Below are 22,327 nucleotides of genomic sequence, written 5' to 3' on the forward strand. Positions count from 1 at the left end.
GAGGAGTAGTCCGGAGGGACCGCAGAGCCTACGACCCGCGGGGTGCCGAGTCGTCCGGCCGGAGGACCGGCCCCGGGGCACGCGGCGTACCCGAAGACCATTCCGACGTACGACGGCGCGCCGGTCTCCCCCGGCTACCGTTTATCCCGGGCGACGGCGCCGACACATATCAGTCAGGGGCAACCCTGATTCGGTATCAGGGCCCACCCGCAGCAGATTTTCCGCGTCGGACTCCGCCGTGGGAGGGACGCCGGCCCCGCCCGGATCACCGACGATTAATGCTGCCGGCCGGACCGCACGGGTTCGGCCGGACCAAGACGTCCAGGGGGAGATGAAGAAGTGACCGCGACGGTAGCCCGAGATGCCCAGATGGCCGCACGGGCAAGCGACGTGTGGAAGGTGTACGGCAGCGGGGAGGCGCAGGTTGTCGCACTGCGTGGCGTGAATGCGGAGTTCGAGAGGGCCCGGTTCACCGCCATCATGGGACCGTCCGGATCCGGCAAGTCCACCCTGATGCACTGCCTCGCCGGGCTCGATTCGGTGACCCGGGGAGCAGTCCATATCGGCGACACCGCCGTTACCGGACTCGGTGACGCGGGTCTCACCAAACTGCGCCGGGACAAAGTCGGTTTCATCTTCCAGCAGTTCAACCTGCTGCCTACCCTGAGCGCGCTGGAAAACATCCTGCTGCCGCTCTCGATCGCCGGTCGTAAACCCGACAAGGAATGGCTCGACACCGTTATCGACACCGTCGGGCTGCGGGACCGGCTCGGTCACCGGCCGGCCCAGCTCTCCGGCGGGCAGCAGCAGCGGGTCGCCTGCGCGCGGGCACTCGCCTCCCGGCCCGAGGTGGTCTTCGCCGACGAGCCGACCGGAAACCTCGACTCCCGGGCCGGCGCCGAGGTGCTCGGCTTCCTGCGCCGCTCCGTCGCCGAGTACCAGCAGACCATCGTGATGGTCACGCACGACCCGGTGGCCGCCTCCTACGCCGGCCGGGTCATCTTCCTCGCCGACGGCCAGATCGTCTCCGAACTCGTCGAACCGACCCCGGAGACCGTGCTGGACACGATGAAGAAGCTCGACGGGCTCACCGAGGCGGGGCTCTGATGCTGCGCGCCACCCTGAAGAGCCTGCTCGCCCGCAAGGTCCGGCTGGTCCTCTCCGCCCTGGCGGTCGTGCTCGGCGTGATGTTCGTCTCCGGTGCCTTCGTCCTCACCGACACGCTGGGCCGGTCCTTCGACGCCGTCTTCAGCGACGCGTACGCCGGCACCGACGTCGGGGTCACCGCGAAGCCCAAGATCGAAGTTGGCGAGATGGAGGGCATGCAGCTCGCCGCCCCCTTCCCGGCCAGCACCCTGGACCGGGTCCGCGAGGTGCCGGGGGTGGCCGACGCCACCGGGCTGGCCATCGCCGAAGGCGCCCGGGTGATCGGCGGCAACGGTAAGGTGCTGACCTCCTTCGGCCCGCCCCAGCTCGGTGCGAACTGGACCGGCGAGAGCGGTCAGGTCGAACTCCGCGAGGGCCGGGGCCCCACCGCCGACCACGAGGTGGCGGTCAACGGGGCGGTGGCCAAGGCGGCCAAGATCGCCGTCGGCGACCGGGTCGGGGTACTCACCCTGCAACCGAAGCGTGAGTTCACCGTGGTCGGCATCTACGGCTACAGCGGCGACCGGGACAGCCTCGGCGGCGCCCAGGAGGTGGCGTTCACCGAACGGGTCGCCCAGGAACTGATGCTGGGCCAGCCCGGCGTCTTCTCCGAGCTGAGCGTGCAGGCGGCCGACGGGGTCGACCCGGCGAAGCTGCGCGACGACATCGCCGGCACGCTCGGCGACGGCTACGTGGTCAAGACCGGCGAACAGCTCTCCGACGAGGCCTCCGCCGGGCTGAAGGAGGGGCTCTCCTTCTTCAACAACATCCTGCTCGGCTTCGCCGGCGTCGCACTCTTCGTCGGCATCTTCCTGATCCTGAACACCTTCTCGATCATCGTCGCCCAGCGCACCAGGGAACTCGCGCTGCTTCGGGCGCTCGGCGCGGCACGCGGTCAGGTGATCGGCTCGGTGCTGGTCGAGGCCGTCGCGATCGGTCTGGTCGCCTCGGTGCTCGGGCTCGGCGCCGGGATCGGCGTCGGCGCCCTGCTGGCGTACGTCTTCGGGCAGACCGCCGGTGGGCTGCAACTGGCCGGGCTGGGCGTACCCCCGGCCGCGGTGATCAGCTCCTTCGCGGTCGGCCTGCTCGTCACCGTCGTCGCGGCGGTACTCCCGGCGATGCGGGCCGCCCGGATTCCCCCGGTGGCCGCCATGCAGGACGTGGCGACGCCGGACCGGCCGCTGACGAAGATCTCCGCCGCCGGTGCGGTGGTGGCCGCGCTCGGCGGCACCCTGATGGCACTGGGCCTGAGCGGCACCGGGGGCAACGTCCTGCTGACGATCCTCGGCGGCGTGCTGCTCTCGTTCATCGGGGTCGCCCTGCTGACCCCGCTGATCAGCCGCCCGGTGGTCGGGCTGCTCGGCCGGCTCTTCTCCTGGTCGGTGCCGGGCAAGCTGGGCCGGCTGAACTCGGGCCGTAACCCGCGCCGCACCGCGATCACCGCCGCCGCGCTGATGGTCGGCATCGCCCTGGTCACCGGCGTGACGGTGATCCTCGACTCGGCCAAGAGCAGCATCACGGCGCTGGCCGAGGACACCATCCAGGCCGAACTGGTGATCTCCGGGGCGCAGACCGGTCCCCGGCCGCCGAGCTTCGACCCGGCGGTCCTGGACAGGGCCGCCGAACTGCCCGGCGTGGCCATGGTCGCCGGCCTGTACAGCGACCGCGCGGAGATCGACGGCAAGCCGGGCTGGGTCAGCGCGACCAGCAACGTTTCCGCGCTGCGGGAGATCTACCGGGCCACCCCGACCGCCGGCAGCATCGACTCACTCGCCCCCGGTCAGCTCGTCGTCGACTCGAAGACCGCGGAGGACCGTGGCCTGTCGGTCGGGGAGACGCTGCCGGTGCAGTTGTCCCGGGGAGAGACCCGGACCTACACGGTCGTCGGCATCTACGCCGAGTCCGACCTGTTCGGTGGGTTCGTCCTCCCCGCCACGGCGGCGGCCGACTTCGCGGTGCCGCAGCCGACGCAGGCGTACCTGAAGCTGGCGCCGGGCGCCTCGGTCGACCAGGTGCTGCCGCAGGTGGAGACGCTGCTGGCGGACAGCCCCGAGGTGTCGGTCGCCGACCGCGCCGACTTCATCGAGCAGCAGACCAGCCAGCTCGACGGGCTGCTGGCGATGATCCAGATCCTGTTGGCGCTGGCGATCGTGATCGCCGTACTCGGCATCGTGAACACGCTGGCGCTGTCGGTGCTGGAGCGGACCCGGGAGCTGGGCCTGCTGCGGGCCATCGGCCTGCGGCGGGGTCAGACCATGCGGATGATCACCGTCGAGGCGGTGGTGATCTCCGTCTTCGGCGCCCTGCTCGGGATCGCGGTCGGCACCGGTCTCGGCGCCGCCGTGGTCCGGGCGCTGCGCGAGGACGGCATCACCGACCTGGTGTTGCCGTGGACCGAGATGGCGGTCTTCCTCGGCCTGGCCGCGGTGGTCGGGGTGGTCGCGGCGGTGCTCCCGGCGATCCGCGCGGCCCGGCTGAACGTGCTCGGCGCGATCGCGCACGAGTAGCGGGCCGGCCCACGGCCGTGGGGGCGGCCATGGGTGGCAGGGCCGGGGGCGGCGCCGGGACGGGCGCCGCCCCCGGCCGCGCTCCCGGCTCGGTGCCGTGCACCGGGGTCGCCGGCTCCGTCTCGGGAGCGACGCGGGGTGGTCAGCGGGACAGGTCGAGCGGGGCGACCAGGCCGGAGAGCAGGTCCAGGTCCACCCCGGTCAGCGTCTCCAGCAGGCGTACGCCGTCGGCCGGGTCGATCGGCACCGCGTGCGGCACCGCGAGGACGGCGGCTCCGGCCGCGAGCGCACTGGCCACCCCGGTCGGCGAGTCCTCGATCGCCACGCAGCGGGAGACCGGCACGTCCAGCAGCCGGGCCGCCGTCAGGTACGGCTCCGGATCCGGCTTCGTGGCGGCCACCTCGTCACCGCAGACCACCACGTCGAAGGTGTCCCGACCGAGCGTCTCCAGCGCGATCTCCACCACCGCGCGTCGGGTCGAGGTGACCAGCGCGGCCGGCACCGCGGCGGCACGTACCGCCGTCACCAGGGCCAGCGCCCCCGGCCGCCACCTCAGGTCGGTCAGGAACAGCTCGCCGACCCGCCGGTCGACCCAGGCGGCGCTGACCACCGGGTCACGCCACGGCTGGTCCAGGTCACGGTGCAGGATCTCCATCGACACGGCCATGTCCGTGCCGACCATGGCGAGCCGGGCGGCCTCGGAGAGCGTGCCGCCGTAGTGCGCGGCGAGTTCCTGGAGCCCGATGTCCCACAACCGCTCGCTGTCCACCAGCGTGCCGTCCATGTCGAAGAGCACCGCGGCGAGATGCTGGCTGTTCAGGGTTGCCTCCCGGATCGAACGCGAGCTGCCGGCTCCGATCCTGCCAACGCGGGCGGACGATCTCCCAGGAACCGCCCTTGAAGTGTGGCGGATGCCTCAGCGGGCGCCGTGCCGGACGGCTCCGTCGACGGACCGGCCAGTCACTGGACGGCTCAGGAAAGGTCGCAGGCGTCCAGCGAGCGCCGGTACCCGGCGAAGAACGCGTCGGTGCGCTGCCGCGCGGTGCCGTGCGCCCCCTCGGCGAACCACGGCTGGCCCGGATCGTCGGCGACCGCTCGCAGACCGGCACCGAGCTCGTCGAGGTCGCCGTCCTCGATCGTCAACGCACGGGACCGCACCGAGTCCCCGAGGTACGCCCCGGCCATGCAGTCGGCCTGCAGCTCCTGCTGGATGGTGAAGCTGTAGCGGATGCCGAGCCGCACCTGCACACCGTGCGCGTACTCGTGGCCGAGCAGGTAGAACAGGAACGCGTCGCCGATCTGACGGAAGGCGGCGACGGCCCAGTTGACGTCGTACGCGATGAAGTCGCCCGCCGCGCAGTAGACGGCGTTGTTGCGCGGCAGTCCCTGCCCGGCACAGTCGACCTCGCCGTCCCGCTGGTAGGCGATAACCCGGCGGATCGGCCGGAACCGCTCCCCCGACGCCTCGAACCGCCCCGTCCAGTACTCCTCGGCGACCCGTACCGCACCCTCGATGTCGCGCTGAAACTCGTCGACGGTCATGGTGCCGTCGGCGCCGGCGCTGTCGCCCGCGGAGGTGGCTCGATCATCCGGCACCGGCGGATCGTCCTCACCCGGCCCGCCGGCAAAGCAGGCTCCCGTGACGACCAGCGTCACGATCAGCGCGAGCAGCGGCCAGAACCGGTCGGTACGGCACCTCGGACGCATCCCGGCCTCCCACAGGGTCGACGGACCAGAACACTTCCCAGGATGGTCGGCCCGGCAAACCCCTACCCGGCCGGCGACCGGAGACCCGGCACCCGCGCGGGCTGGCGGCTACCTGGCGTTGAAGTAGCTGGCCTCCGGGTGGTGCACCACGATGGCGTCGGTCGCCTGCTCCGGCACGAGCTGGTATCCCTCGGAGAGCCGGACCCCGATCCGTTCCGCGCCGAGCAGGTCGACCAGCTTCGCCCGGTCGGTCAGGTCGGGGCAGGCCGGATAACCGAACGCGTACCGGCAGCCCCGGTAGTCGGTACGCAGCAGCCCGGCGAGGTCGGCCGGGTCGTCGTCGGCCACCGTACGGCCGTCGGGCAGGGCCAGCTCGGCCCGGATCCGGCGGTGCCAGTACTCGGCGAGCGCCTCGGTGAGCTGCACCGACAGGCCGTGCACCTCCAGGTAGTCGCGGTACTCGTCCCCGGCGAAGAGCTTCGCGGCATACTCGCTTATCGGCTGCCCGACGGTGACCAGTTGCAGCGCCACGACGTCGAGCCGGTCACCCCGGGGCCGGAAGAAGTCGGCCAGGCAGAGCCGGCGCTCCTGCCGCTGCCGGGGGAAACTGAACCGGGCCCGTTCGGCCTCAGCCCGCTCGTCGAGCAGCACCAGGTCGTTGCCGTCGGAGTAGGCCGGGAAGTAGCCGTAGACCACCGCCGCCTCCAGTACCCGGTCGGCGGCGAGCCGGTCCAGCCAGGCGCGCAGCCGGGGCCGCCCCTCGGTCTCCACCAGCTCCTCGTAGCTCGGCCCGGAGCCGCCGCGCGACCCGCGCAGGCCCCACTGGCCGAGGAAGGTCGCCCGCTCGTCGAGCAGGGCCGCGTAGTCGGCCAGCGGGATGCCCTTGACGACCCGGGTGCCGTGGAACGGCGGCATCGGCACCGCGACGTCGGTGGCCACGTCCGAGCGGACCGAGTCGTCGGTCAGCTCCGGCAGCGCCGCGGCGGTCCGGGTCCGCTGCCGCTCCCGGCGGGCCCGCCGGGCGGCCAGCGCCGCCTCCCGCCCGGCGTCGACCACCGGGGCACCGCCCCGCTTCGCCGCCATCAGCCGGTCCATCAGGGACAGTCCCTCGAAGGCGTCCCGGGCGTAGTGCACCTCACCCGGGTACGCCGACCGGAGGTCGTCCTCGACGTACGACCGGGTCAGCGCCGCACCGCCGAGCAGCACCGGCCAACGCCCCGCGACACCCCGGGCCGCCATCTCGGCCAGGTTCTCCCGCATCACCACGGTGCTCTTCACCAGCAGGCCGGACATCCCGACGGCGTCCGCGGCGTGCTCCTCGGCGGCCTCCAGGATGGCCGCGATCGGCTGCTTGATCCCGATGTTGACCACGTCGTAGCCGTTGTTGGAGAGGATGATGTCCACCAGGTTCTTGCCGATGTCGTGCACGTCGCCCTTGACGGTCGCCAGCACGATCCGACCCTTGCCGCCGTCGTCGGTCTTCTCCATGTGCGGTTCGAGATGGCCCACCGCGGCCTTCATCACCTCGGCCGACTGGAGCACGAACGGCAACTGCATCTGGCCGGCGCCGAACAGCTCGCCGACCACCTTCATCCCGTCGAGCAGCAGCTCGTTGATGATGGTCAATGCCGACCTGGTGGTCAGCGCCTCGTCCAGGTCGGCTTCCAGGCCGTTGCGCTCGCCGTCGACCACCCGCCGTTTCAGCCGCTCGTCGACCGGGAGCGCGGCGAGTTCCTCCGCCCTGCTGGCCCGGGCCGCGGCGGCGTCGACCCCCTCGAAGAGCTCGATGAACCGCGCCACCGGGTCGTGCCCGGGCCGGCGCCGGTCGTAGATCAGGTCAAGCGCCGCCTCGCGCTGCTCGTCCGGGATCCTGGCCATCGGCAGGATCTTGCTGGCGTGCACGATGGCGCTGGTCAGGCCGGCCTGCACGCACTCGTGCAGGAAGACCGAGTTGAGCACCTGCCGGGCCGCCGGGTTCAGCCCGAAGGAGACGTTCGAGACGCCGAGCGTGAAGTTGACCCCGGGATAGCGGCGGGTGATCTCCCGGATCGCCTCGATCGTCTCGACACCGTCCCGGCGGGTCTCCTCCTGGCCGGTGGCGATCGGGAAGGTGAGGCAGTCGACCAGGATGTCCCGGCGGTCGATGCCCCACCGGCCGGTGAGGTCGTCGATGAGCCGGGACGCCACCCTGACCTTCCACTCGGCCGTCCGGGCCTGACCCTCCTCGTCGATGGTCAACGCCACCACCGCGGCGCCGTGCTCGCGGACCAGCGGCAGCACCCGGGCGTACCGGGAGTCGGGGCCGTCGCCATCCTCGAAGTTCACCGAGTTGACCACGCACCGGCCGCCGAGCATCTCCAGTCCGGCTTCGATCACCGCCGGCTCCGTCGAGTCCAGCATGATCGGCAGCGTCGACGCGGTGGCGAACCGGCCCGCGATCTCCCGCATGTCGCGTACGCCGTCCCGGCCGACGTAGTCGACGCAGAGGTCGAGCAGATGCGACCCGTCCCGGGCCTGGCTCCGGGCGATCTCCACGCACGCCTGCCAGTCCTCGGCCAGCATCGCCTCCCGGAACGCCTTCGAGCCGTTGGCGTTGGTGCGTTCGCCGACCATCAGCACGCTGGCGTCCTGGGCGAACGGCACCTGGTGGTAGAGGCTGGCCACCCCCGGCTCCGGCGCCGGCTCCCGGGGCGGTGCCACCGTCTCACCCAGCCGGTCCAGCACCGCCCGGATGTGCTCCGGGGTGGTGCCGCAGCAGCCGCCGACCAGGGTCAGCCCGTAGTCGTGCACGAAGCCGGCCAGCGCGTCGGCCAGTTCGTCCGGGGTCAGCGGATAGCGGGCCCCGTCGGCGGTCAGCTCCGGCAGCCCGGCGTTCGGCATCACCGACAGCGGGATCCGGGAGTGCCGGGAGAGGTAGCGCAGGTGTTCGGTCATCTCGGCCGGACCGGTGGCACAGTTGAGCCCGATCAGGTCGATGCCGAGCGGCTCCAGCGCGGTCAGCGCCGCGCCGATCTCGCTGCCCAGCAGCATCGTGCCGGTGGTCTCGACCGTGACGTGGCAGATCACCGGCAGCTCCCGGCCCGTCTCGGCCAGCGCCCGGCGGGCCCCGACCACCGCCGCCCGGACCTGGAGCAGGTCCTGGCAGGTCTCCACGATCAGCCCGTCCGCGCCGCCGGCGATCAGCCCGGCCGCGTTGCGCTGGTACGCGTCGCGCAGCTCCGGATAGCCGAGGTGTCCCAGGGTCGGCAGCTTGGTGCCCGGTCCCATCGCACCGAGCACGTACCGGGGCCGGTCCGGGGTGGCCGCCGCGTCGGCGGCCTGCCGGGCCAGCCGGGCGCCCGCCTCGGCCAGCTCGGCTATCCGGTGCTCGATGCCGTACTCCCGCAGGGCGGAGAGGTTGGTGCCGAAGGTGTTCGTCTCGACACAGTCCGCCCCGGCCGCCAGGTAAGCCTCGTGCACCGACCGGACGACGTCGGGGCGGCTCACGTTGAGGATCTCGTTGCACCCCTCGTGGCCCTCGAAGTCGTCCAGGCTCAGCTCGGCCGCCTGCAACATCGTCCCCATCGCGCCGTCGGCGACCAGCACCCGGCCGCCGAGCGCGTCACGTAGCGGAGTCGGCACAGCTCCAGGCTAGTCCGGGCGGCGATCCGGTTGTCGCAGGTAGGCGTACCGTTCCGCAACGTACGCTCCGCCGGGCAATCGCCCGTTCCGTCCTGGATGTCCCGGGCCGCCCCGTCGTGGGCGGCCGCCGGGACCCGCCCCCGGCGGGCCGAGCCGGCGCGGCCGGCGGGCCACATCCGAATCAGGGACGTAGGCTGACGGACGTGAGGGACAACAGGGACGGCAGCACCAGGCACACAGCGCGCACCACCGGACGGCTCCGGACCGCCCGGCTCGGCCGTGGCACGCACGCTGGGGGTAGGGCGTGACCGAGTTCGACGGGCTGCCCATGCTGCGCTCGCCGGTCGCGATCGCCGCCTTCGAGGGCTGGAACGACGCGGCCGACGCCTCCACCGCTGCGGTCGAACACCTGGAACAGGTGTGGCAGGCACGCCAGATCACCGAACTGGATCCGGAGGAGTTCTACGACTTCCAGGTGAGCCGACCGACGATCACGATGGCCGACGGCGAGACCCGCCGGGTCGAGTGGCCGACCACCCGGTTCATGCGGGCCAGCCCGGACGGTACGGACCGGGACGTGGTGCTGATCCGGGGCATCGAGCCGAGCATGCGCTGGCGCACCTTCTGCGAGCAGGTGCTGGAGCTCTGCCACAGCCTGGAGATCAACCGCGTCGTGCTGCTCGGCGCGCTCCTGGCCGACGTGCCATACACCCGCCCCCTGCCGATCAGCGGCAGCGCCTCGGACAAGGACGCCGCCGAGCGCTACCAGCTCACCCCGACCCGCTACGACGGCCCGACCGGGATCGTCGGGGTACTGCACGACGCCGCCACCCGGGCCGAGGTCGACGCCGTGTCGTTCTGGGTGCACGTCCCGCACTACGCCAACAACCCGCCCTGTCCGAAGGCGACCCTGGCCCTGCTGCACCGCGTCGAGGAGGTGCTCGACCTGCCCGTTCCGATGTCGGACCTGGCCGAGGAGGCCGCCGAGTGGGAGCAGCGGGTCCGCACCGCAGCCGAGCAGGACGCCGAACTCGGCGAGTACGTCCGCGAGCTGGAGGAACGGGTCGGCGACGCCGGCATCCAGCCGCTGACCGGCGACGAGATCGCCCAGGAGTTCGAGAAGTACCTGCGCCGTCGCGGCGGCTCGGCCGGCCCGACCGCGGGCTCCTGGTGACCTCCGCCGGCTCCCGACGCCCCGCCGTTCGCTGAGCCGGCGGCTGCGGGGCAACCCGGGCCGGCGTGACCCAACGGATTTTTGACTGTGGCGGTGTCTGTTCCGGTTGCCCGGCACACACTCCGTACGGCATCCTAGGAACCTAGTGCTGTGGCTGGATCATGATGGGGGTAGTGGTGCAGATCAATCCGGGAGCGGCCGAGTTTCCCCACCGGCAGATCGCCGCGCAGTTGCGGGCACGGATCCGGGCCGGTGACTGGGCGGCGGGTGAGCGACTGCCGTCCATCCCGGCCATCGCCGAGATGTTCGGGGTGGCGAAGCAGACCGTGCAACGCGCCATCGACCAGCTCCGGGTGGAGGGTGTCCTCATCACCAAACCGGGCTCCGGCACGTACGTCCGGGGCACCCGGCGCCGGCTCAACCGGCTCTCCCGGGGTCGGTACGGCGGCCACCGTGGCTACCACGCCGACCTCGCCGCCCGGTACCGGCAGCAGTTGGTGCAGGTCGGCCGGGCACCGGCCCCGCCCGAGGTGGCCGACGCGTTCGGGGTGCCGGACGGCACCGAACTGATCGTCCGGCGGCACCTGGTCCGCACCGAGGAGGTGCCGGTGGAGGTCGGCGCCTCCTGGTTCCGTACCGCCGATGCCGCCGGCACCAGCCTGGAACGGATGGAGGCGTACGGCCGACCGCTCTACCAGGAGGCCGAAGAGGCGATCGGCCGGCGCTACGTCTCGGCGACCGACCAGATCAGCGCCCGGCAGCCGAGCCGGGAGGAGGCGGAGATCCTGCAGATCCGCCCGGACACCCCGGTGCTACACCTGCTGCACGTCGCCTACGACGCCAGCCACCGGCCGATCGAGGTGGCCCAGGCGACCTGGCCCGGCCCGATGACCACGCTGACCGAGCAGTACCAGGTCCCTGGCCCGGCGTCGGAGCCCGACCCGGACCCGGGACTGGTGCTGGGCTGAGCGGCACCCGCCCGCCGGTCGCTGCGCTGACGGCGGGCGGGACCACGCGGGCGGCCCCGGCAGCGGCGCTGACGGCGGGCGGGACCACGCGGGCGACTACAGCTTGATCCCGAGCAGGGCGTCGACGGTGGCGGCCATCAGGTCCGGCGCGGCCGGGTCGGTGCCGGACCCGGCGAGCGCGGCATCCGCCCAGCGGTCCACCACGGCCAGCACGCCCGGCGTGTCCAGGTCGTCGGCGAGCCGCTCGCGTACCCGTGCCAGCAGGTCCGGACCGGCGGGCCCGGACGGCGCCGCGGCGGCCTCCCGCCATCGGGCCAGCCGCGTCGTGCCCTCCTTGAGCAGGTCGTCGGTCCACTCCCGATCGGTGCGGTAGTGGCCGGCAAGCAGCGCCAGCCGCACCGCCATCGGGTCCACGTGGTCGGCCCGGAGCCGGGAGACGAAGACCAGGTTTCCCTTCGACTTCGACATCTTCTCGCCGTCCAGGCCGATCATCCCGGCATGCACGTAGTGCCTGGCGAACGGCTCCACCCCGGTCAGCCGCTCGGCGTGCGCCGCCGAACACTCGTGGTGCGGGAAGATCAGGTCGTTGCCACCGCCCTGGACGTCGATGGTGTCACCGAGCAGCGACATCGCGATCACCGCGCACTCGATGTGCCAGCCCGGCCGGCCGGGACCGAGCGGGCCGCCCTCCCACGCCGGCTCGCCGTCCCGGGCCCCCCGCCAGAGCAGCGGGTCGAGCCGGTCCCGCTTGCCGGCCCGGTCCGGATCCCCGCCCCGCTCGGCGAAGTAGTCGAGCATCTCGGCCCGGGAGAGGTTGGACTCGTAGCCGAACCGGGGCGCGGCGGAGATGTCGAAGTAGACGTCCCCGGTGCCGTCGTCGAGCCGGTACCCCGCCCCGTCGTCCAGCAGCACCCGGACCTGCTCCGCGATCGCCGGAATCGACTCCACGGCGCCGACGTAGTGGGCGGGCGGGATCATCCGCAGCGCCTCCATGTCCTCCCGGAACAGCGCGGTCTCCCGCATCGCCAGGACCACCCAGTCCTCGCCGTCCCGTGCGGCGCGCTCGAGCAGCGGGTCGTCGATGTCGGTGACGTTCTGCACGTAGCTGACCGGATGGCCGCCGTCCCGCCACGCCCGCTGTACGAGGTCGAAGGCGATCATCGTGGCGGCGTGCCCCAGATGGGTCGCGTCGTACGGGGTGATCCCGCAGACGTACAGCGTCGCCGGCCCGGACGGGCGGGTCGGGTGCACGCCGCGGCGCGCCGAGTCGTAAAGAGCGAGTTGGGGTCCCCTGCCCGGCAGCCGCGGAATCTCGTGACCCATCCAGGTTTCCATGGTCACCAGCCTAGTCAGCCGGGCCGACCCGGACCCGGGCTCGACCGGAGGGGTGATCAGAACGACAGGAGCACCCGGACGGCGTTCCGCGGCCCGGAACGGCAGCGGCCGACGGCCGACGGCCGACGAGGCTGCCGCCGACGAGGCTGCCGCCGACGAGGGTCAGATCGGCGGCCAGGGGATGGCAGGCCACTCCTCGGAGGGCTCCGGGAATCGGGCCGCCGCCAGCAACCGGTCGACCCGGCGCGCCAGCGCGGCGACCTCGCCGATCGTCAGGTGCTCGGCCAGGCTCTCCCCCAGCGGGCCAGCCAGCCCTCCGGCCAGCCCGGTCAACATCTCCAGGGCGTCCGGCGGCAGATCCCGCCGCGACCAGCCCCACAGCACCGTCCGGAGCTTGTCCTCGGCGTGGAAGCAGACGCCGTGGTCGACGCCGTAGATCCGGTCGTCCGCCCCGACGAGCACGTGCCCGCCCTTGCGATCCGCGTTGTTGATCACCGCGTCCAGCACGGCGAGCCGGGCCAGCCGGGGGTCGTCGGCGTGCGCGAGGGCGTACGGGGCGCCATCCTCGTCGCGGGCGCCCGCGACCCGGAACCACCGGTCCGGCAGGCTCCCGGCCGGCACGAACCCGACCAGCGGCTCGGCCTGCTCCGGCTCGTCGATCCAGAGCTGGCAGGCGCCGGACCCGAGCGGACCGTCCCGGAGCACCGTCGGCGGGACCAGGTCCCACCCGGTCGCCCGGGAGAGCAGGTAGGCGGAGACCTCCCGACCGGCCAACGTGCCGTCCGGGAAGTCCCAGAGCGGCCGCTCGCCCCGGATCGGCTTGTAGACGCAGCGGGCGGTGAGCCCGTCCAGGGTCAGGAACCCGCGCAGGGTCGTGTTGGAGGCGTCGAGCAACCGACCCTCCAGCTCGAATTCGCCCGCCTCCAGGAGGCGCAGGGCGACGCTCTCGTCCAGCACTGGCCGCAGCTCGGAGGAGGTCACCGGTCCGGTCCCGGCCGCGCCACGGCGACGGTCACCGGTGGTAGCCGTTGTGTCGGGGACAGAGGTGCCCGGCCGGGTCGAGCGGCTGACCGCAGAGCGGGCACGGCGGCCGGCCGGCCGCCACCACCCGGCGGGCCCGCTCGATGAACTCCCGCGTCGCCTGGGGAGTCAACCGGACCCGCAGCCGGTCGAGGTCGTCGTCCGGCTCCTCGTCGTCCTCGTCCGCCTCGTCTGCCTCTTCGGCACCGCCGAGCTCGACCTCCGCCTCGGCCTCCCCGGCCGCGATCGCCTCGATCACCACAGTGGCGGTGTCCACGTCGAAGGCCAGGCCGAGGGTGCCGACCCGGAACTCCTCGTCGACCGGCGTGTCCAGTGGCTCGTTGTCTGAGGTGACCGGAGGCGGCTCGGGCAGCTCGACGCCGAAGCGGCGATGCGCCTCGGTCAGCAGCTCCTCCAGCTTCTCGGCCAGCAGCGAGACCTGGACCTTCTCCAACGCGACGCTGACCAACCGGCCCCCGCCGCGCGCCTGGAGGAAGAACGTCCGCTCACCCGGCGGACCCACAGTTCCGGCGACGAACCGCTCGGGCGGCTCGAATGCGTGCACCTGGTGGGTCATACCCACGACCCTATCCGGCCGGATAGCACACCGCGCAGCCCACCGACCCGAATCACCGTACGCCCCGGTTCGGCCGATGTCGCCCCACCATCCGGGCCGATCCGGTCCGGCCGCCCGGTCACCGTTTCCGCCCTTCGGCAACGGCCGGGCCGGCACCGGACGCGGCCGGGCCGGCGGTAGCCTCCGGGGCGACCGCGCGGGAGCGGGTGGCGGCGTCGTCCGGGGCCGCCGATCCGGCACCGGCCGCTCCCACGCCACCGCCGACCGCCGCGTCCGAGGAGACCGCGCGGGAGCGGCGGCCCCGGCTGGGACGTGGCGGAACCAGGCCGGTCAGGTCGCCACCGGTGTCGTTGAGCCGCAGCAGGAAGGGGCGGACCGGGGTGTAGCGGATCCCGGTCACCGAGCCGGGATCGGCCACGATCCGCTGGAACTGGTCCAGGTGTACGCCCATCGCGTCCGCCACGATGGCCTTGATCACGTCACCGTGGCTGCACGCCAGCCAGACCGCCTCCGGCCCGTGCTCGGCGGTGATCCGGGCATCCCAGCGGCGTACCGCCTCGACCGCCCGGGCCGCCATCTGGGCCATGGACTCCCCATCGGGAAAGACGGCGGCGCTCGGGTGCTGCTGCACCACCTGCCACAGTGGATCCTTGGCCAGCTTCTTCAGCGGCTGGCCCTGCCAGGTGCCGTAGTCGCACTCGACCAGTCCGTTCTCGACCACCGGTACGACATCGGGCAGCGCCAGCTCCAGGGTCTGCCGGCACCGGACCAGCGGGCTGGTCACCACCGCCGCCAGCGGGATCGCGCGCAGCCGCCCACCCACCGCCACCGCCTGGGCCCGGCCGGTCTCGTCGAGTTCGACGGGTTGCCGTCCGGCCAGGCCGCCGTCCGCGTTCGCCGTGGTCCGGCCATGCCGGAGGAGCAGAAGGGTCGCCACGACCACACCCTACGTTCCGGCCGTCGGGGCGCCGGCCGGAGCCGACGGGTCCGCCCCGCAACCGCCCCGGCCGGGCAGCCGTACCCGCGCGAAGCGGAACTTCGGCTCGCGTCCCGCTCGGCCGGGTCAGGTGGCGCTGATCGTGCCGGTGAGCAGCAGGGCAAGTACGAGGCTGCCCAGCGCCACCCGGTAGAGCACGAAAACGTAGAGCGTGTGGTGCGTGACATAGCGCAGCAGCCAGGCGATGGCGGCGTACCCGACGCCGAAGGCGATCACCGTGGCCACGATCATCTGCGCCGGGGTCGGGATCGAGCCGCCGCCGGAGGTGTCGAAGACGTCCGGCAGGCTGAAGATCCCGGACATCACCACCGCCGGGATGGCGAGCAGGAACGAGTACCGGGCCGCGGCCTCCCGGGTCAGGTTGAGGAAGAGCCCGGCGGTCAGCGTGCCGCCGGACCGGGACACCCCGGGGATCAGCGCCATCGCCTGGGCGAAGCCCATCACGATGCCGTCGCGGAGGGTGAAGTTCTCCAGCCGCCGGGTCTGCCGGCCCCAGTACTCGGCGAAGGCGAGCACGAAGGCGAAGACGATCAACGTGGTGGCGACCAGCCACAGGTTCCGGGCGGCGGTGCGGATCTGGTCCTTGAACAGGAAGCCGAAGAACCCGATCGGGATCGAGCCGATGATCACGTACCAGCCCATCCGGTAGTCGAGACTCGACCGGACCGAGGGGTCCCAGATCCCGACCACCCAGACCCGGCTGATCCGCCAGATGTCCTTGGCGAAGTAGAGCAGCACGGCGGCTTCGGTGCCGAGCTGGGTGACCGCGGTGAACGACGCACCCGCGTCCTGGTCGAAGAAGATCGCCGAGGTGATCCGCAGGTGCCCGGACGAACTGATCGGCAGGAACTCGGTGAGGCCCTGGACGACTCCCAGGACGATTGCCTCGATCCAGCTCACCCGCGCACCCCACCCGTCACCGCAGCCCGCCCGTGGTTCGCCGGGCCCCCTGGCACCCTCCCGTTCACTCGCCGACCCCGGCGAGGTCCAGCGCCTCGGCGCAGGTGCGCAGGGTCTGGATGCCGCTCTCCGCGTCGGCGGCGAAGAGGGTCACCGAGAGGGTGCTGACCCCGGCCGCCGCGAAATCGCGCATCCGGTCGGCGATCCGCTCCTTCGGGCCGAGCAGGGAGGTGCGGTCGATGAACTCCAGCGGTACAGCCGCCGCCGCGTCGCGCTGCCGCTTCGCCAGGTAGAGGTCCTGCACCTCACGGGCGGCGTCGCCGTAGCCCATCCGGGTGGCGAGCTGGTTGTAGAAGTTCTGCTTCCGGCTGCCCATCCCGCCGACGTAGAGCGCGGCGTACCAGCGGACCAGCTCGGCGCAGGTCGCGACGTCCTCCCCGACCACCACCGGCACGCTGGGAACCACGTCGAAACCGGCGAGTTCCCGGCCGACCTTCGCCCGGCCGGCGGCCACCGCGGCCAACTGCTCGGCGGCGAACTCCGGGGCGAAGAAGATCGCCAGCCAGCCGTCGGCGATCTCACCGGCGAGTTCGAGGTTCTTCGGTCCGACCGCGGCCAGGTAGATCGGGATCTGTTCGCGGGGCGGGTGGAAGCCGAGCCGGAGCGCCTTACCGGGGCCGTCCGGCAGCGGCAGGCGGTAGTGCGCGCCGTCGTACTCCACCGGTTTGCGGGCGATGGCCAGCTTGACGATGTCGACGTACTCCCGGGTCCGGGCCAGCGGCTTGGCGAACCGCACCCCGTGCCAGCCCTCGGAGACCTGCGGACCGGAGACGCCGAGACCGAGCCGGAACCGGCCGCCGGAGACCGCGTCGATGGTGGCGGCGGTCATCGCGGTGGCGGCCGGGCTGCGCGCCGGGATCTGCATCACCGCCGACCCGACGTCGATCCGCTCGGTCTGACCGGCCAGCCAGGCCAGCATGCTCGGCGAGTCCGAGCCGTACGCCTCCGCCGCCCAGACCACCGAGTAGCCGAGCCGGTCCGCCTCCCGGGCGAGAGCCAGATGGTCCGCCGGAGTGCTCCACGCCGTCTGGTATCCGAGGCTGAGCCCGAGTCGCACTGGTTCTTCTCCCCCATCCGTGGCGCAGGTCGCATCAGGGTACGCAATGACCCCCGACTCTCCTCCGCTGACCCGCCGATGCCGGACCCGTGCCCGGACGTCGGCTTTGTACCGGTCAACCCGGCCCGGGATGGCAGGAGCGAGGATATCGGCGGCGCGATGTTCTGAATAAGGTTCAACCATGCAACAGCGACCGCTCGGCCGAAGCGGGCTGGCGGTTTCCCGGCTCGCGCTCGGCACCATGACCTGGGGTCGGGACACCGATGCGGACGACGCTGCCGCCCAATTGAAGAGCTACCTGGACGCCGGGGGCACCCTCGTCGACACGGCCGACGTCTACGGCGACGGTGACGCCGAAGCGGTGATCGGCTCGCTGCTCGGCACCCTGGTGCCCCGAGACGACCTGCTGATCGCCACCAAGGCGGGGCTGCGACCGGGCCCCGGCCGCCGCCGGGACACCTCGCGGGGCCATCTGCTGCGCACCCTGGACGCCTCCCTGCGCCGGCTCGGCACCGACCACGTCGACCTGTGGCAGGTGCACGGCTACGACCCGGCCACCCCGCTGGAGGAGACCCTCGGCGCACTGGACCACGCGGTCAACAGCGGCCGGGTCCGGTACATCGGCGTCTCGAACTTCGCCGGCTGGCAGACCGCCCAGGCCGCCACCTGGCAGGCCGCGTTTCCCGGCCGGGCCCCGGTGGTCGCCGCCCAGGTGGAGTACTCGCTGCTGGAGCGCGGCATCGAGCGGGAGCTGCTGCCCGCCTGCGAGGGGCTCGGGCTCGGCGTGCTGCCCTGGTCGCCGCTGGGCCGCGGGGTGCTGACCGGGAAGTACCGGCACGGCCGCCCGGCCGACTCCCGGGCCGCCACGGCGCACTTCGAACCCTTCGTCGCCCGCTACCTGGAGCCGCGCTGCTCCAGCATCGTCGAGGCGGTGGCCACCGCGGCCGGCGGTCTCGGGGTGTCGCCACTGGAGGTGGCACTGGCCTGGGTGCGGGACCGGCCCGGGGTGGTCGCCCCGATCCTCGGCGCCCGGACCGTCGGACAACTGCTCGGCGCGCTCCAGGTGGAACGGATGACGCTGCCGCTGGAGATCACCCGGGCCCTGGACGACGTCTCGGCCGTGCCGGTCGGCTACCCGGAACGGGACAGCTAGGCACGGAGCAGACGCCTCGCGGCTCACCGCCGTGGAAGGACTGGTGTCCCTCCACGGGGCTGGGCAGGATAGAGGACATGGACTACGAATACGCGCCATTACGGTTACCGCCGAACGTCGACCGGAAGACCGCGATGGCGCAACTGGCGATCCAGGCCGAGTTCTCCGGCTGGGAGCTGGCCCGGGTGCGACTGTTCCGGGACGGTACGCGGCAGGTGGTGCTGCGGCGTCGCGTGGCCAACCAGTCGCAACCGGGCCTGTCCTACTGACCCGCGCTACCGGGCCTGCTCGGTCTCCTCGTCGGCGTCCGACAGGAACGGATGCTCGTCCAACCGGCCGACGAGCCGGTCGTCGGCGCCCGGCGTGAACGGCCCGCTGCTGTCCTCGTCGTCGAAGGACTCCAGGTCGAGCGGGACCGACACCTCGCTGACCATCACCACACCGTCGAGCGGCTCCAGCTCCGGGATGTCCAGGGCACCGAGCGACCCGTCCCCGGTCTGCAGCAGTTCCAGCACCGCCTCGCCGACACCCTCCACCGCCGGCGCCTCCTCCCCGTCCGGTACCGCGGCCCGCCGGGCGGCCTGGGCCACCCGGAGCAGTGCGACAACGCTCGGCACCCGGTAGTCGCGCCGGTGGCGTACCGAGAGGACCAGCGGGTGCGGGTCGTTCGGCTCGGAGCCGTCGACACCGCCGAGACCCACCCCGAAGCGGTCGTCCGCCTCCTCCGGGTCGATCGACTCCACGTCCCACGGCGTGACCTCGCCGAAGGCGTCGAGCAGTTGCTCGTCGTACTCGTACGACGCGTTGTTGAGCTCGACGTACGCCTGCCAGACGGCATCGTCGTCGATCCGGCCCTCGGCGGCCCGGACGGCGGCGAGGTGCGCCCGGGCGGTCTCGATGACCCGTTCCAGGGCGGCGTCCAGCTCGGCGTGCTGGTCGGTCATGGTGTGGCCTGTCCCTTCGCTGCGATGTCACCGGACCCGCCGACCGCGACACGGGCGGGAAGTCGACCCGCGACAGGGGCCGGGCTCGACGGGCCGGGACTGGGTGGAACCGGAAGTGGATGGATCAACCGGGGAACCGTAGACGAGTGCCGCCGGATGTGCCAGGCGGGCGGGTGGTCAGCTCTGCCGGAGGAACCGGTCGAGTACCCGCACGCCGAACTGTAGTCCGTCGACCGGCACCCGCTCGTCGATGCCGTGGAAGAGCGCGGAAAAGTTCAGGTCGGCGGGGAGCCGCAGCGGCGCGAAGCCGAAGCAGCGGATGCCGAGCTTGGCGAACGCCTTGGCGTCGGTGCCGCCGGAGAGCATGTACGGCACCGGCCGGGCACCCGGGTCCTCGGCCCGCAGCGCCGCCGCCATCGCGTCGACCAGGTCACCGTCGAAAGTGGTCTCCAGCGCCGGCTGCCGCTGGATGTGCTCGATCTCGATGTCCGGCCCGATCACCTCGCGCAGCTGCTCCATCAGCAACTCGGACTGGCCCGGCAGGCTCCGGCAGTCGATGGTGGCGCTGGCCCGGCTGGGGATCACGTTGTCCTTGTAGCCGGCGGCCAGCCGGGTGGGGTTCGCGGTGTTCCGGATCGTCGCGCCGATCAGGTTGGCGATCGGCCCCAGCTTGGCGATCGCCAGCTCCGGGTCGTCCGGGTCGAGTTCGATGCCGAGCGCCTCGGAGACCTGCTCCAGGAAGGCCCGGACGGTCGGGGTGACCACGACCGGGAAGCGGTGCCGGCCGACCCGGGCCACCGCCTCGGCCAGCGCGGTGACCGCGTTGTCGTCGTGCACCATGGAGCCGTGCCCGGGGCGACCCCGGGCGTGCAGCCGCAGCCACTCCAGGCCCTTCTCGGCCGTCTCGATCAGATAGAGCCGCCGGTCCGGGCCGACCGTGTAGGAGAAGCCGCCGACCTCGCCGATCGCCTCGGTGGCGCCCTCCAGCAGCTCGGGGTGCCGGTCGACCAGGAAGTGCGCACCGTACTCGCCACCGGCCTCCTCGTCGGCGGTGAAGGCCAGCACCAGGTCACGGGGCGGGCGTACCCCGGTGCGTTGCCAGTCGCGGACCACCGCGAGCACCATCGCGTCGAAGTCCTTCATGTCGATGGCGCCCCGGCCCCAGAGGTAACCGTCGGCGATCTCGCCGGAGAACGGGTGCACCGACCACTCGCTCGCGTCGGCCGGTACGACGTCGAGGTGCCCGTGCACCAGCAGGGCGCCCCGACCCGGGTCGGTGCCGGGGATCCGGGCGACCAGACTCGTCCGGCCGGGCGCGGACTCGCGCAGATGCGCCTCGACACCGACCTCGGCGAGCTTGGCCGCCACGTACTCCGCGGCGGCCCGCTCGCCGACGGTGGTCTCGGGGTCCCCGGTGTTGGTGCTGTCGATCCGGATCAGGTCCCGGCACAGTTCGACGACCTCGTCGTCGGCGCTCGGCTGGGTGGACACGGGCTGGCTACTCATGCGGTTCTTCATACCAGCCGGATGGCCCCGGGCGTCCCGCCCCCACCCGGTGTCGGGTTCGCCGGCTGCCCCTGGGCCGCACTGCCCGGGTTTCGCCCTTCGGGCCGGAGGGTACCTGCGGATGTCCGCCACAACAGCGCCGGTCGATGGACGGGCCGGACCGGCGGACCTGGAGTGAGGAGGCCAACCGTGAGCGTGCCACTGCCGCCGCTGCCGCCGACCGGTGACGACGAGGACTATCGGCCCGGCGGGCGCAGCATGGTGGAACTGCTCGCCGAGGAGCACGAGCAGATCGTGGCGCTCTGCGCCGAGCTGACCCACGAGGCCGCACCCGAGCGGCGCAGCCAGGTCGCCGAGGTGCTGACCGCGACCGTCGCCCGGCACCTCTCCGGCGAGGAGCAGTACCTGTACCCGACCGTGCGCAGTGCGCTGCCCGACGGCGGGCGGCTGGCCGACCGGGAACTGGCGGCGGACGGCGACGTCCTGCGTACGCTGCGGGAACTGGCCGATGCCACCCCGACCGAACCCCGGTTCGCCGAGTTGGCCGACGAGGTCACCGGGCAGTTGCGCCGGCACGCGTCGACCGCCTCGACGGAGATCTTCCCCGCGCTGCGGGCGGCGGCCAGCGACGCCGACCTGATCCGGTTGGGTAACCGGGTGGAGATCGCCGAGGAGGCCGCGCCGACCCGACCGCACCCGGACACCCCGGCGACGCCGCCGTGGAACCGGGTGGTCGAACCCGCGCTCGGCGTGGTCGACAAGGTCCGCGACGCGGTGAGCGGCCGGCCGACCTACGTCGAGGACCTGACCCCACCGACGGCGACGCCACCGACGGCGACCTGATCCTCCGGCGCAGGTGGCATGATCCTGTTCGGCCCGGTGCGGACCCCCGCGCCGGGCCGAGGTGCGTGATGTGACGTGAGGTGGACGGAGGTCGTGTGATGCGAGACGCGCTGGTGGTCCGGGGCGGCTGGGAGGGCCACGTCCCGGTGGCCGCGACGGAGCTGTTCCTCCCGTTCCTCCGGGAGGCGGGCTTCGCCGTCGAGGTCCACGACGACCTGGCCGTCTACGCCGACCCGGACCGGATGGCCGCCGTCGACCTGGTGGTGCAGTGCTGGTCGATCGGGACGATCAGCGACGAGCAGGCGGCCGGGCTGACCGCGGCGGTCCGGGCCGGGACCGGGTTCGCCGGGTGGCACGGCGGGATCGTCGGCGCCTTCCACCACAACGCGTACCACCAGCTCACCGGCGGCGTCTTCGTGCACCATCCGCCGGGCTTCCTGGAGCACGAGCTGACGGTGCCGCCGGAGCGGGCCGACCATCCGATCGTCCGGGGCATCGGGACGGTACGGCTGCACACCGAGAAGTACTGGGTGCTGACCGACCCGCTCAACGAGGTACTCGCGACGGTGACCTTCGACCCGGCACCGGCGGCCGAGGCGACGGAACGTACCCCGTGGGACCGGTCGGTCACCCTGCCGGCGGTCTGGACCAGGTCCTGGGGTGCCGGCCGGGTCTTCGTCTCGACGGTCGGGCACAAGCTCGACGACCTGACCCTTCCCGCGATCCGGACGATCACCGAACGAGGGTTGCTCTGGGCCGCCCGTCAGATTTAGATGTCCGTTCGGTCGCAGTTGGGGTTCCTTTGGGGGATC

The 22,327-nt window shown here is 72.5% G+C and carries 18 protein-coding genes and 1 pseudogene; 8 read left to right on the top strand and 11 right to left on the bottom strand.

Annotation, left to right across the window (positions count from 1 at the left end; genetic code table 11):
• Nucleotides 1–339: 339 nt before the first annotated feature.
• Both EV371_RS17960 and EV371_RS17965 read left to right on the top strand, forming a co-directional pair.
• Nucleotides 340–1,107, top strand: coding sequence for an ATP-binding cassette domain-containing protein (locus tag EV371_RS17960; RefSeq protein WP_130463065.1), 768 nt, complete (start codon nucleotides 340–342; stop codon nucleotides 1,105–1,107).
• A complete protein-coding gene (locus EV371_RS17965) occupies nucleotides 1,107–3,653 on the top strand; it encodes an FtsX-like permease family protein (protein ID WP_130463066.1) in 2,547 nt (848 codons plus the stop codon). Before EV371_RS17960 ends, EV371_RS17965 begins: the two co-directional genes overlap by 1 nt.
• Before the next feature lie 142 nt (nucleotides 3,654–3,795).
• Here the strand turns inward: EV371_RS17965 and EV371_RS17970 are convergent, their stop codons facing one another.
• The 3 genes from EV371_RS17970 to metH all read right to left on the bottom strand — a co-directional run bounded on the left by EV371_RS17970 (nucleotide 3,796) and on the right by metH (nucleotide 8,981).
• Nucleotides 3,796–4,449: an HAD family hydrolase gene (locus EV371_RS17970; RefSeq protein ID WP_486484679.1), complete on the bottom strand. Its 654-nt coding sequence runs from the start codon at nucleotides 4,447–4,449 to the stop codon at nucleotides 3,796–3,798.
• A 176-nt stretch (nucleotides 4,450–4,625) separates the two neighbouring features.
• Nucleotides 4,626–5,360 (bottom strand): neutral zinc metallopeptidase, encoded by a 735-nt coding sequence (locus tag EV371_RS17975; RefSeq protein WP_130463067.1) that lies wholly within the window; start codon nucleotides 5,358–5,360, stop codon nucleotides 4,626–4,628.
• 108 nt (nucleotides 5,361–5,468) lie between these two features.
• Entirely contained in the window at nucleotides 5,469–8,981 is a 3,513-nt protein-coding gene (gene metH / locus EV371_RS17980; RefSeq protein WP_130463068.1) for a methionine synthase, read from the bottom strand.
• A gap of 304 nt (nucleotides 8,982–9,285) precedes the next feature.
• Between metH and EV371_RS17985 the strand changes: the two genes are divergently transcribed.
• On the top strand, nucleotides 9,286–10,155 hold the full coding sequence (locus EV371_RS17985; RefSeq protein WP_130463069.1) for a PAC2 family protein: 870 nt from the start codon (nucleotides 9,286–9,288) through the stop codon (nucleotides 10,153–10,155).
• A 176-nt stretch (nucleotides 10,156–10,331) separates the two neighbouring features.
• Entirely contained in the window at nucleotides 10,332–11,123 is a 792-nt protein-coding gene (locus EV371_RS17990; protein ID WP_130466016.1) for a UTRA domain-containing protein, read from the top strand.
• Nucleotides 11,124–11,219: 96 nt separating this feature from the next.
• Here EV371_RS17990 and mshC read toward each other — a convergent pair whose 3' ends face one another.
• The 6 genes and pseudogenes from mshC to EV371_RS18020 all read right to left on the bottom strand — a co-directional run bounded on the left by mshC (nucleotide 11,220) and on the right by EV371_RS18020 (nucleotide 17,069).
• Nucleotides 11,220–12,458 (bottom strand): cysteine--1-D-myo-inosityl 2-amino-2-deoxy-alpha-D-glucopyranoside ligase, encoded by a 1,239-nt coding sequence (gene mshC / locus EV371_RS17995; RefSeq protein ID WP_130463070.1) that lies wholly within the window; start codon nucleotides 12,456–12,458, stop codon nucleotides 11,220–11,222.
• A 162-nt stretch (nucleotides 12,459–12,620) separates the two neighbouring features.
• Entirely contained in the window at nucleotides 12,621–13,439 is an 819-nt protein-coding gene (locus EV371_RS18000; protein ID WP_130463071.1) for an SCO1664 family protein, read from the bottom strand.
• A gap of 31 nt (nucleotides 13,440–13,470) precedes the next feature.
• On the bottom strand, nucleotides 13,471–14,055 hold the full coding sequence (locus EV371_RS18005; protein ID WP_130463072.1) for a DUF3090 family protein: 585 nt from the start codon (nucleotides 14,053–14,055) through the stop codon (nucleotides 13,471–13,473).
• 244 nt (nucleotides 14,056–14,299) lie between these two features.
• Nucleotides 14,300–14,992 (bottom strand): annotated as a pseudogene (locus EV371_RS18010) (histidine phosphatase family protein); the annotation flags it as partial.
• A gap of 126 nt (nucleotides 14,993–15,118) precedes the next feature.
• Nucleotides 15,119–15,952, bottom strand: a complete 834-nt coding sequence (locus EV371_RS18015; protein ID WP_130463074.1) for an undecaprenyl-diphosphate phosphatase — start codon at nucleotides 15,950–15,952, stop codon at nucleotides 15,119–15,121.
• Between the two features lie 64 nt (nucleotides 15,953–16,016).
• Entirely contained in the window at nucleotides 16,017–17,069 is a 1,053-nt protein-coding gene (locus EV371_RS18020) for an LLM class F420-dependent oxidoreductase (RefSeq protein ID WP_130463075.1), read from the bottom strand.
• Between the two features lie 181 nt (nucleotides 17,070–17,250).
• On the opposite strand from EV371_RS18020, the gene EV371_RS18025 reads away from it, so the two are divergent.
• Together EV371_RS18025 and EV371_RS18030 are read left to right on the top strand one after the other, a co-directional pair.
• Nucleotides 17,251–18,222 (top strand): aldo/keto reductase, encoded by a 972-nt coding sequence (locus EV371_RS18025; RefSeq protein ID WP_130463076.1) that lies wholly within the window; start codon nucleotides 17,251–17,253, stop codon nucleotides 18,220–18,222.
• 77 nt (nucleotides 18,223–18,299) lie between these two features.
• Complete coding sequence (locus EV371_RS18030) at nucleotides 18,300–18,491, top strand: DUF5703 family protein (protein ID WP_101366076.1); 192 nt, start codon at nucleotides 18,300–18,302, stop codon at nucleotides 18,489–18,491.
• 6 nt (nucleotides 18,492–18,497) lie between these two features.
• Here the strand turns inward: EV371_RS18030 and EV371_RS18035 are convergent, their stop codons facing one another.
• Together EV371_RS18035 and EV371_RS18040 are read right to left on the bottom strand one after the other, a co-directional pair.
• Nucleotides 18,498–19,166 (bottom strand): hypothetical protein, encoded by a 669-nt coding sequence (locus EV371_RS18035; RefSeq protein WP_130463077.1) that lies wholly within the window; start codon nucleotides 19,164–19,166, stop codon nucleotides 18,498–18,500.
• Between the two features lie 177 nt (nucleotides 19,167–19,343).
• Nucleotides 19,344–20,672 (bottom strand): M20/M25/M40 family metallo-hydrolase, encoded by a 1,329-nt coding sequence (locus EV371_RS18040; protein ID WP_130463078.1) that lies wholly within the window; start codon nucleotides 20,670–20,672, stop codon nucleotides 19,344–19,346.
• 189 nt (nucleotides 20,673–20,861) lie between these two features.
• Between EV371_RS18040 and EV371_RS18045 the strand changes: the two genes are divergently transcribed.
• Both EV371_RS18045 and EV371_RS18050 read left to right on the top strand, forming a co-directional pair.
• A complete protein-coding gene (locus EV371_RS18045; RefSeq protein ID WP_130463079.1) occupies nucleotides 20,862–21,515 on the top strand; it encodes a hemerythrin domain-containing protein in 654 nt (217 codons plus the stop codon).
• 98 nt (nucleotides 21,516–21,613) lie between these two features.
• Nucleotides 21,614–22,288, top strand: a complete 675-nt coding sequence (locus tag EV371_RS18050) for a ThuA domain-containing protein (RefSeq protein WP_130463080.1) — start codon at nucleotides 21,614–21,616, stop codon at nucleotides 22,286–22,288.
• Nucleotides 22,289–22,327 lie beyond the last annotated feature (39 nt).

Source organism: Plantactinospora sp. CNZ321, assembly GCF_004217235.1.

What these genes read in the sequence shown, in the direction of transcription:
- EV371_RS17965 (WP_130463066.1), top strand. Translation starts at nt 1,107, where the DNA reads ATGCTGCGCGCCACCCTGAAGAGCCTGCTCGCCCGCAAGGTCCGGCTG.
- EV371_RS18040 (WP_130463078.1), bottom strand. Translation starts at nt 20,672, where the DNA reads ATGAGTAGCCAGCCCGTGTCCACCCAGCCGAGCGCCGACGACGAGGTC.
- mshC (WP_130463070.1), bottom strand. Translation starts at nt 12,458, where the DNA reads ATGGAAACCTGGATGGGTCACGAGATTCCGCGGCTGCCGGGCAGGGGA.
- EV371_RS18005 (WP_130463072.1), bottom strand. Translation starts at nt 14,055, where the DNA reads ATGACCCACCAGGTGCACGCATTCGAGCCGCCCGAGCGGTTCGTCGCC.
- EV371_RS18050 (WP_130463080.1), top strand. Translation starts at nt 21,614, where the DNA reads ATGCGAGACGCGCTGGTGGTCCGGGGCGGCTGGGAGGGCCACGTCCCG.
- EV371_RS18025 (WP_130463076.1), top strand. Translation starts at nt 17,251, where the DNA reads ATGCAACAGCGACCGCTCGGCCGAAGCGGGCTGGCGGTTTCCCGGCTC.
- EV371_RS18035 (WP_130463077.1), bottom strand. Translation starts at nt 19,166, where the DNA reads ATGACCGACCAGCACGCCGAGCTGGACGCCGCCCTGGAACGGGTCATC.
- EV371_RS18030 (WP_101366076.1), top strand. Translation starts at nt 18,300, where the DNA reads ATGGACTACGAATACGCGCCATTACGGTTACCGCCGAACGTCGACCGG.
- EV371_RS17975 (WP_130463067.1), bottom strand. Translation starts at nt 5,360, where the DNA reads ATGCGTCCGAGGTGCCGTACCGACCGGTTCTGGCCGCTGCTCGCGCTG.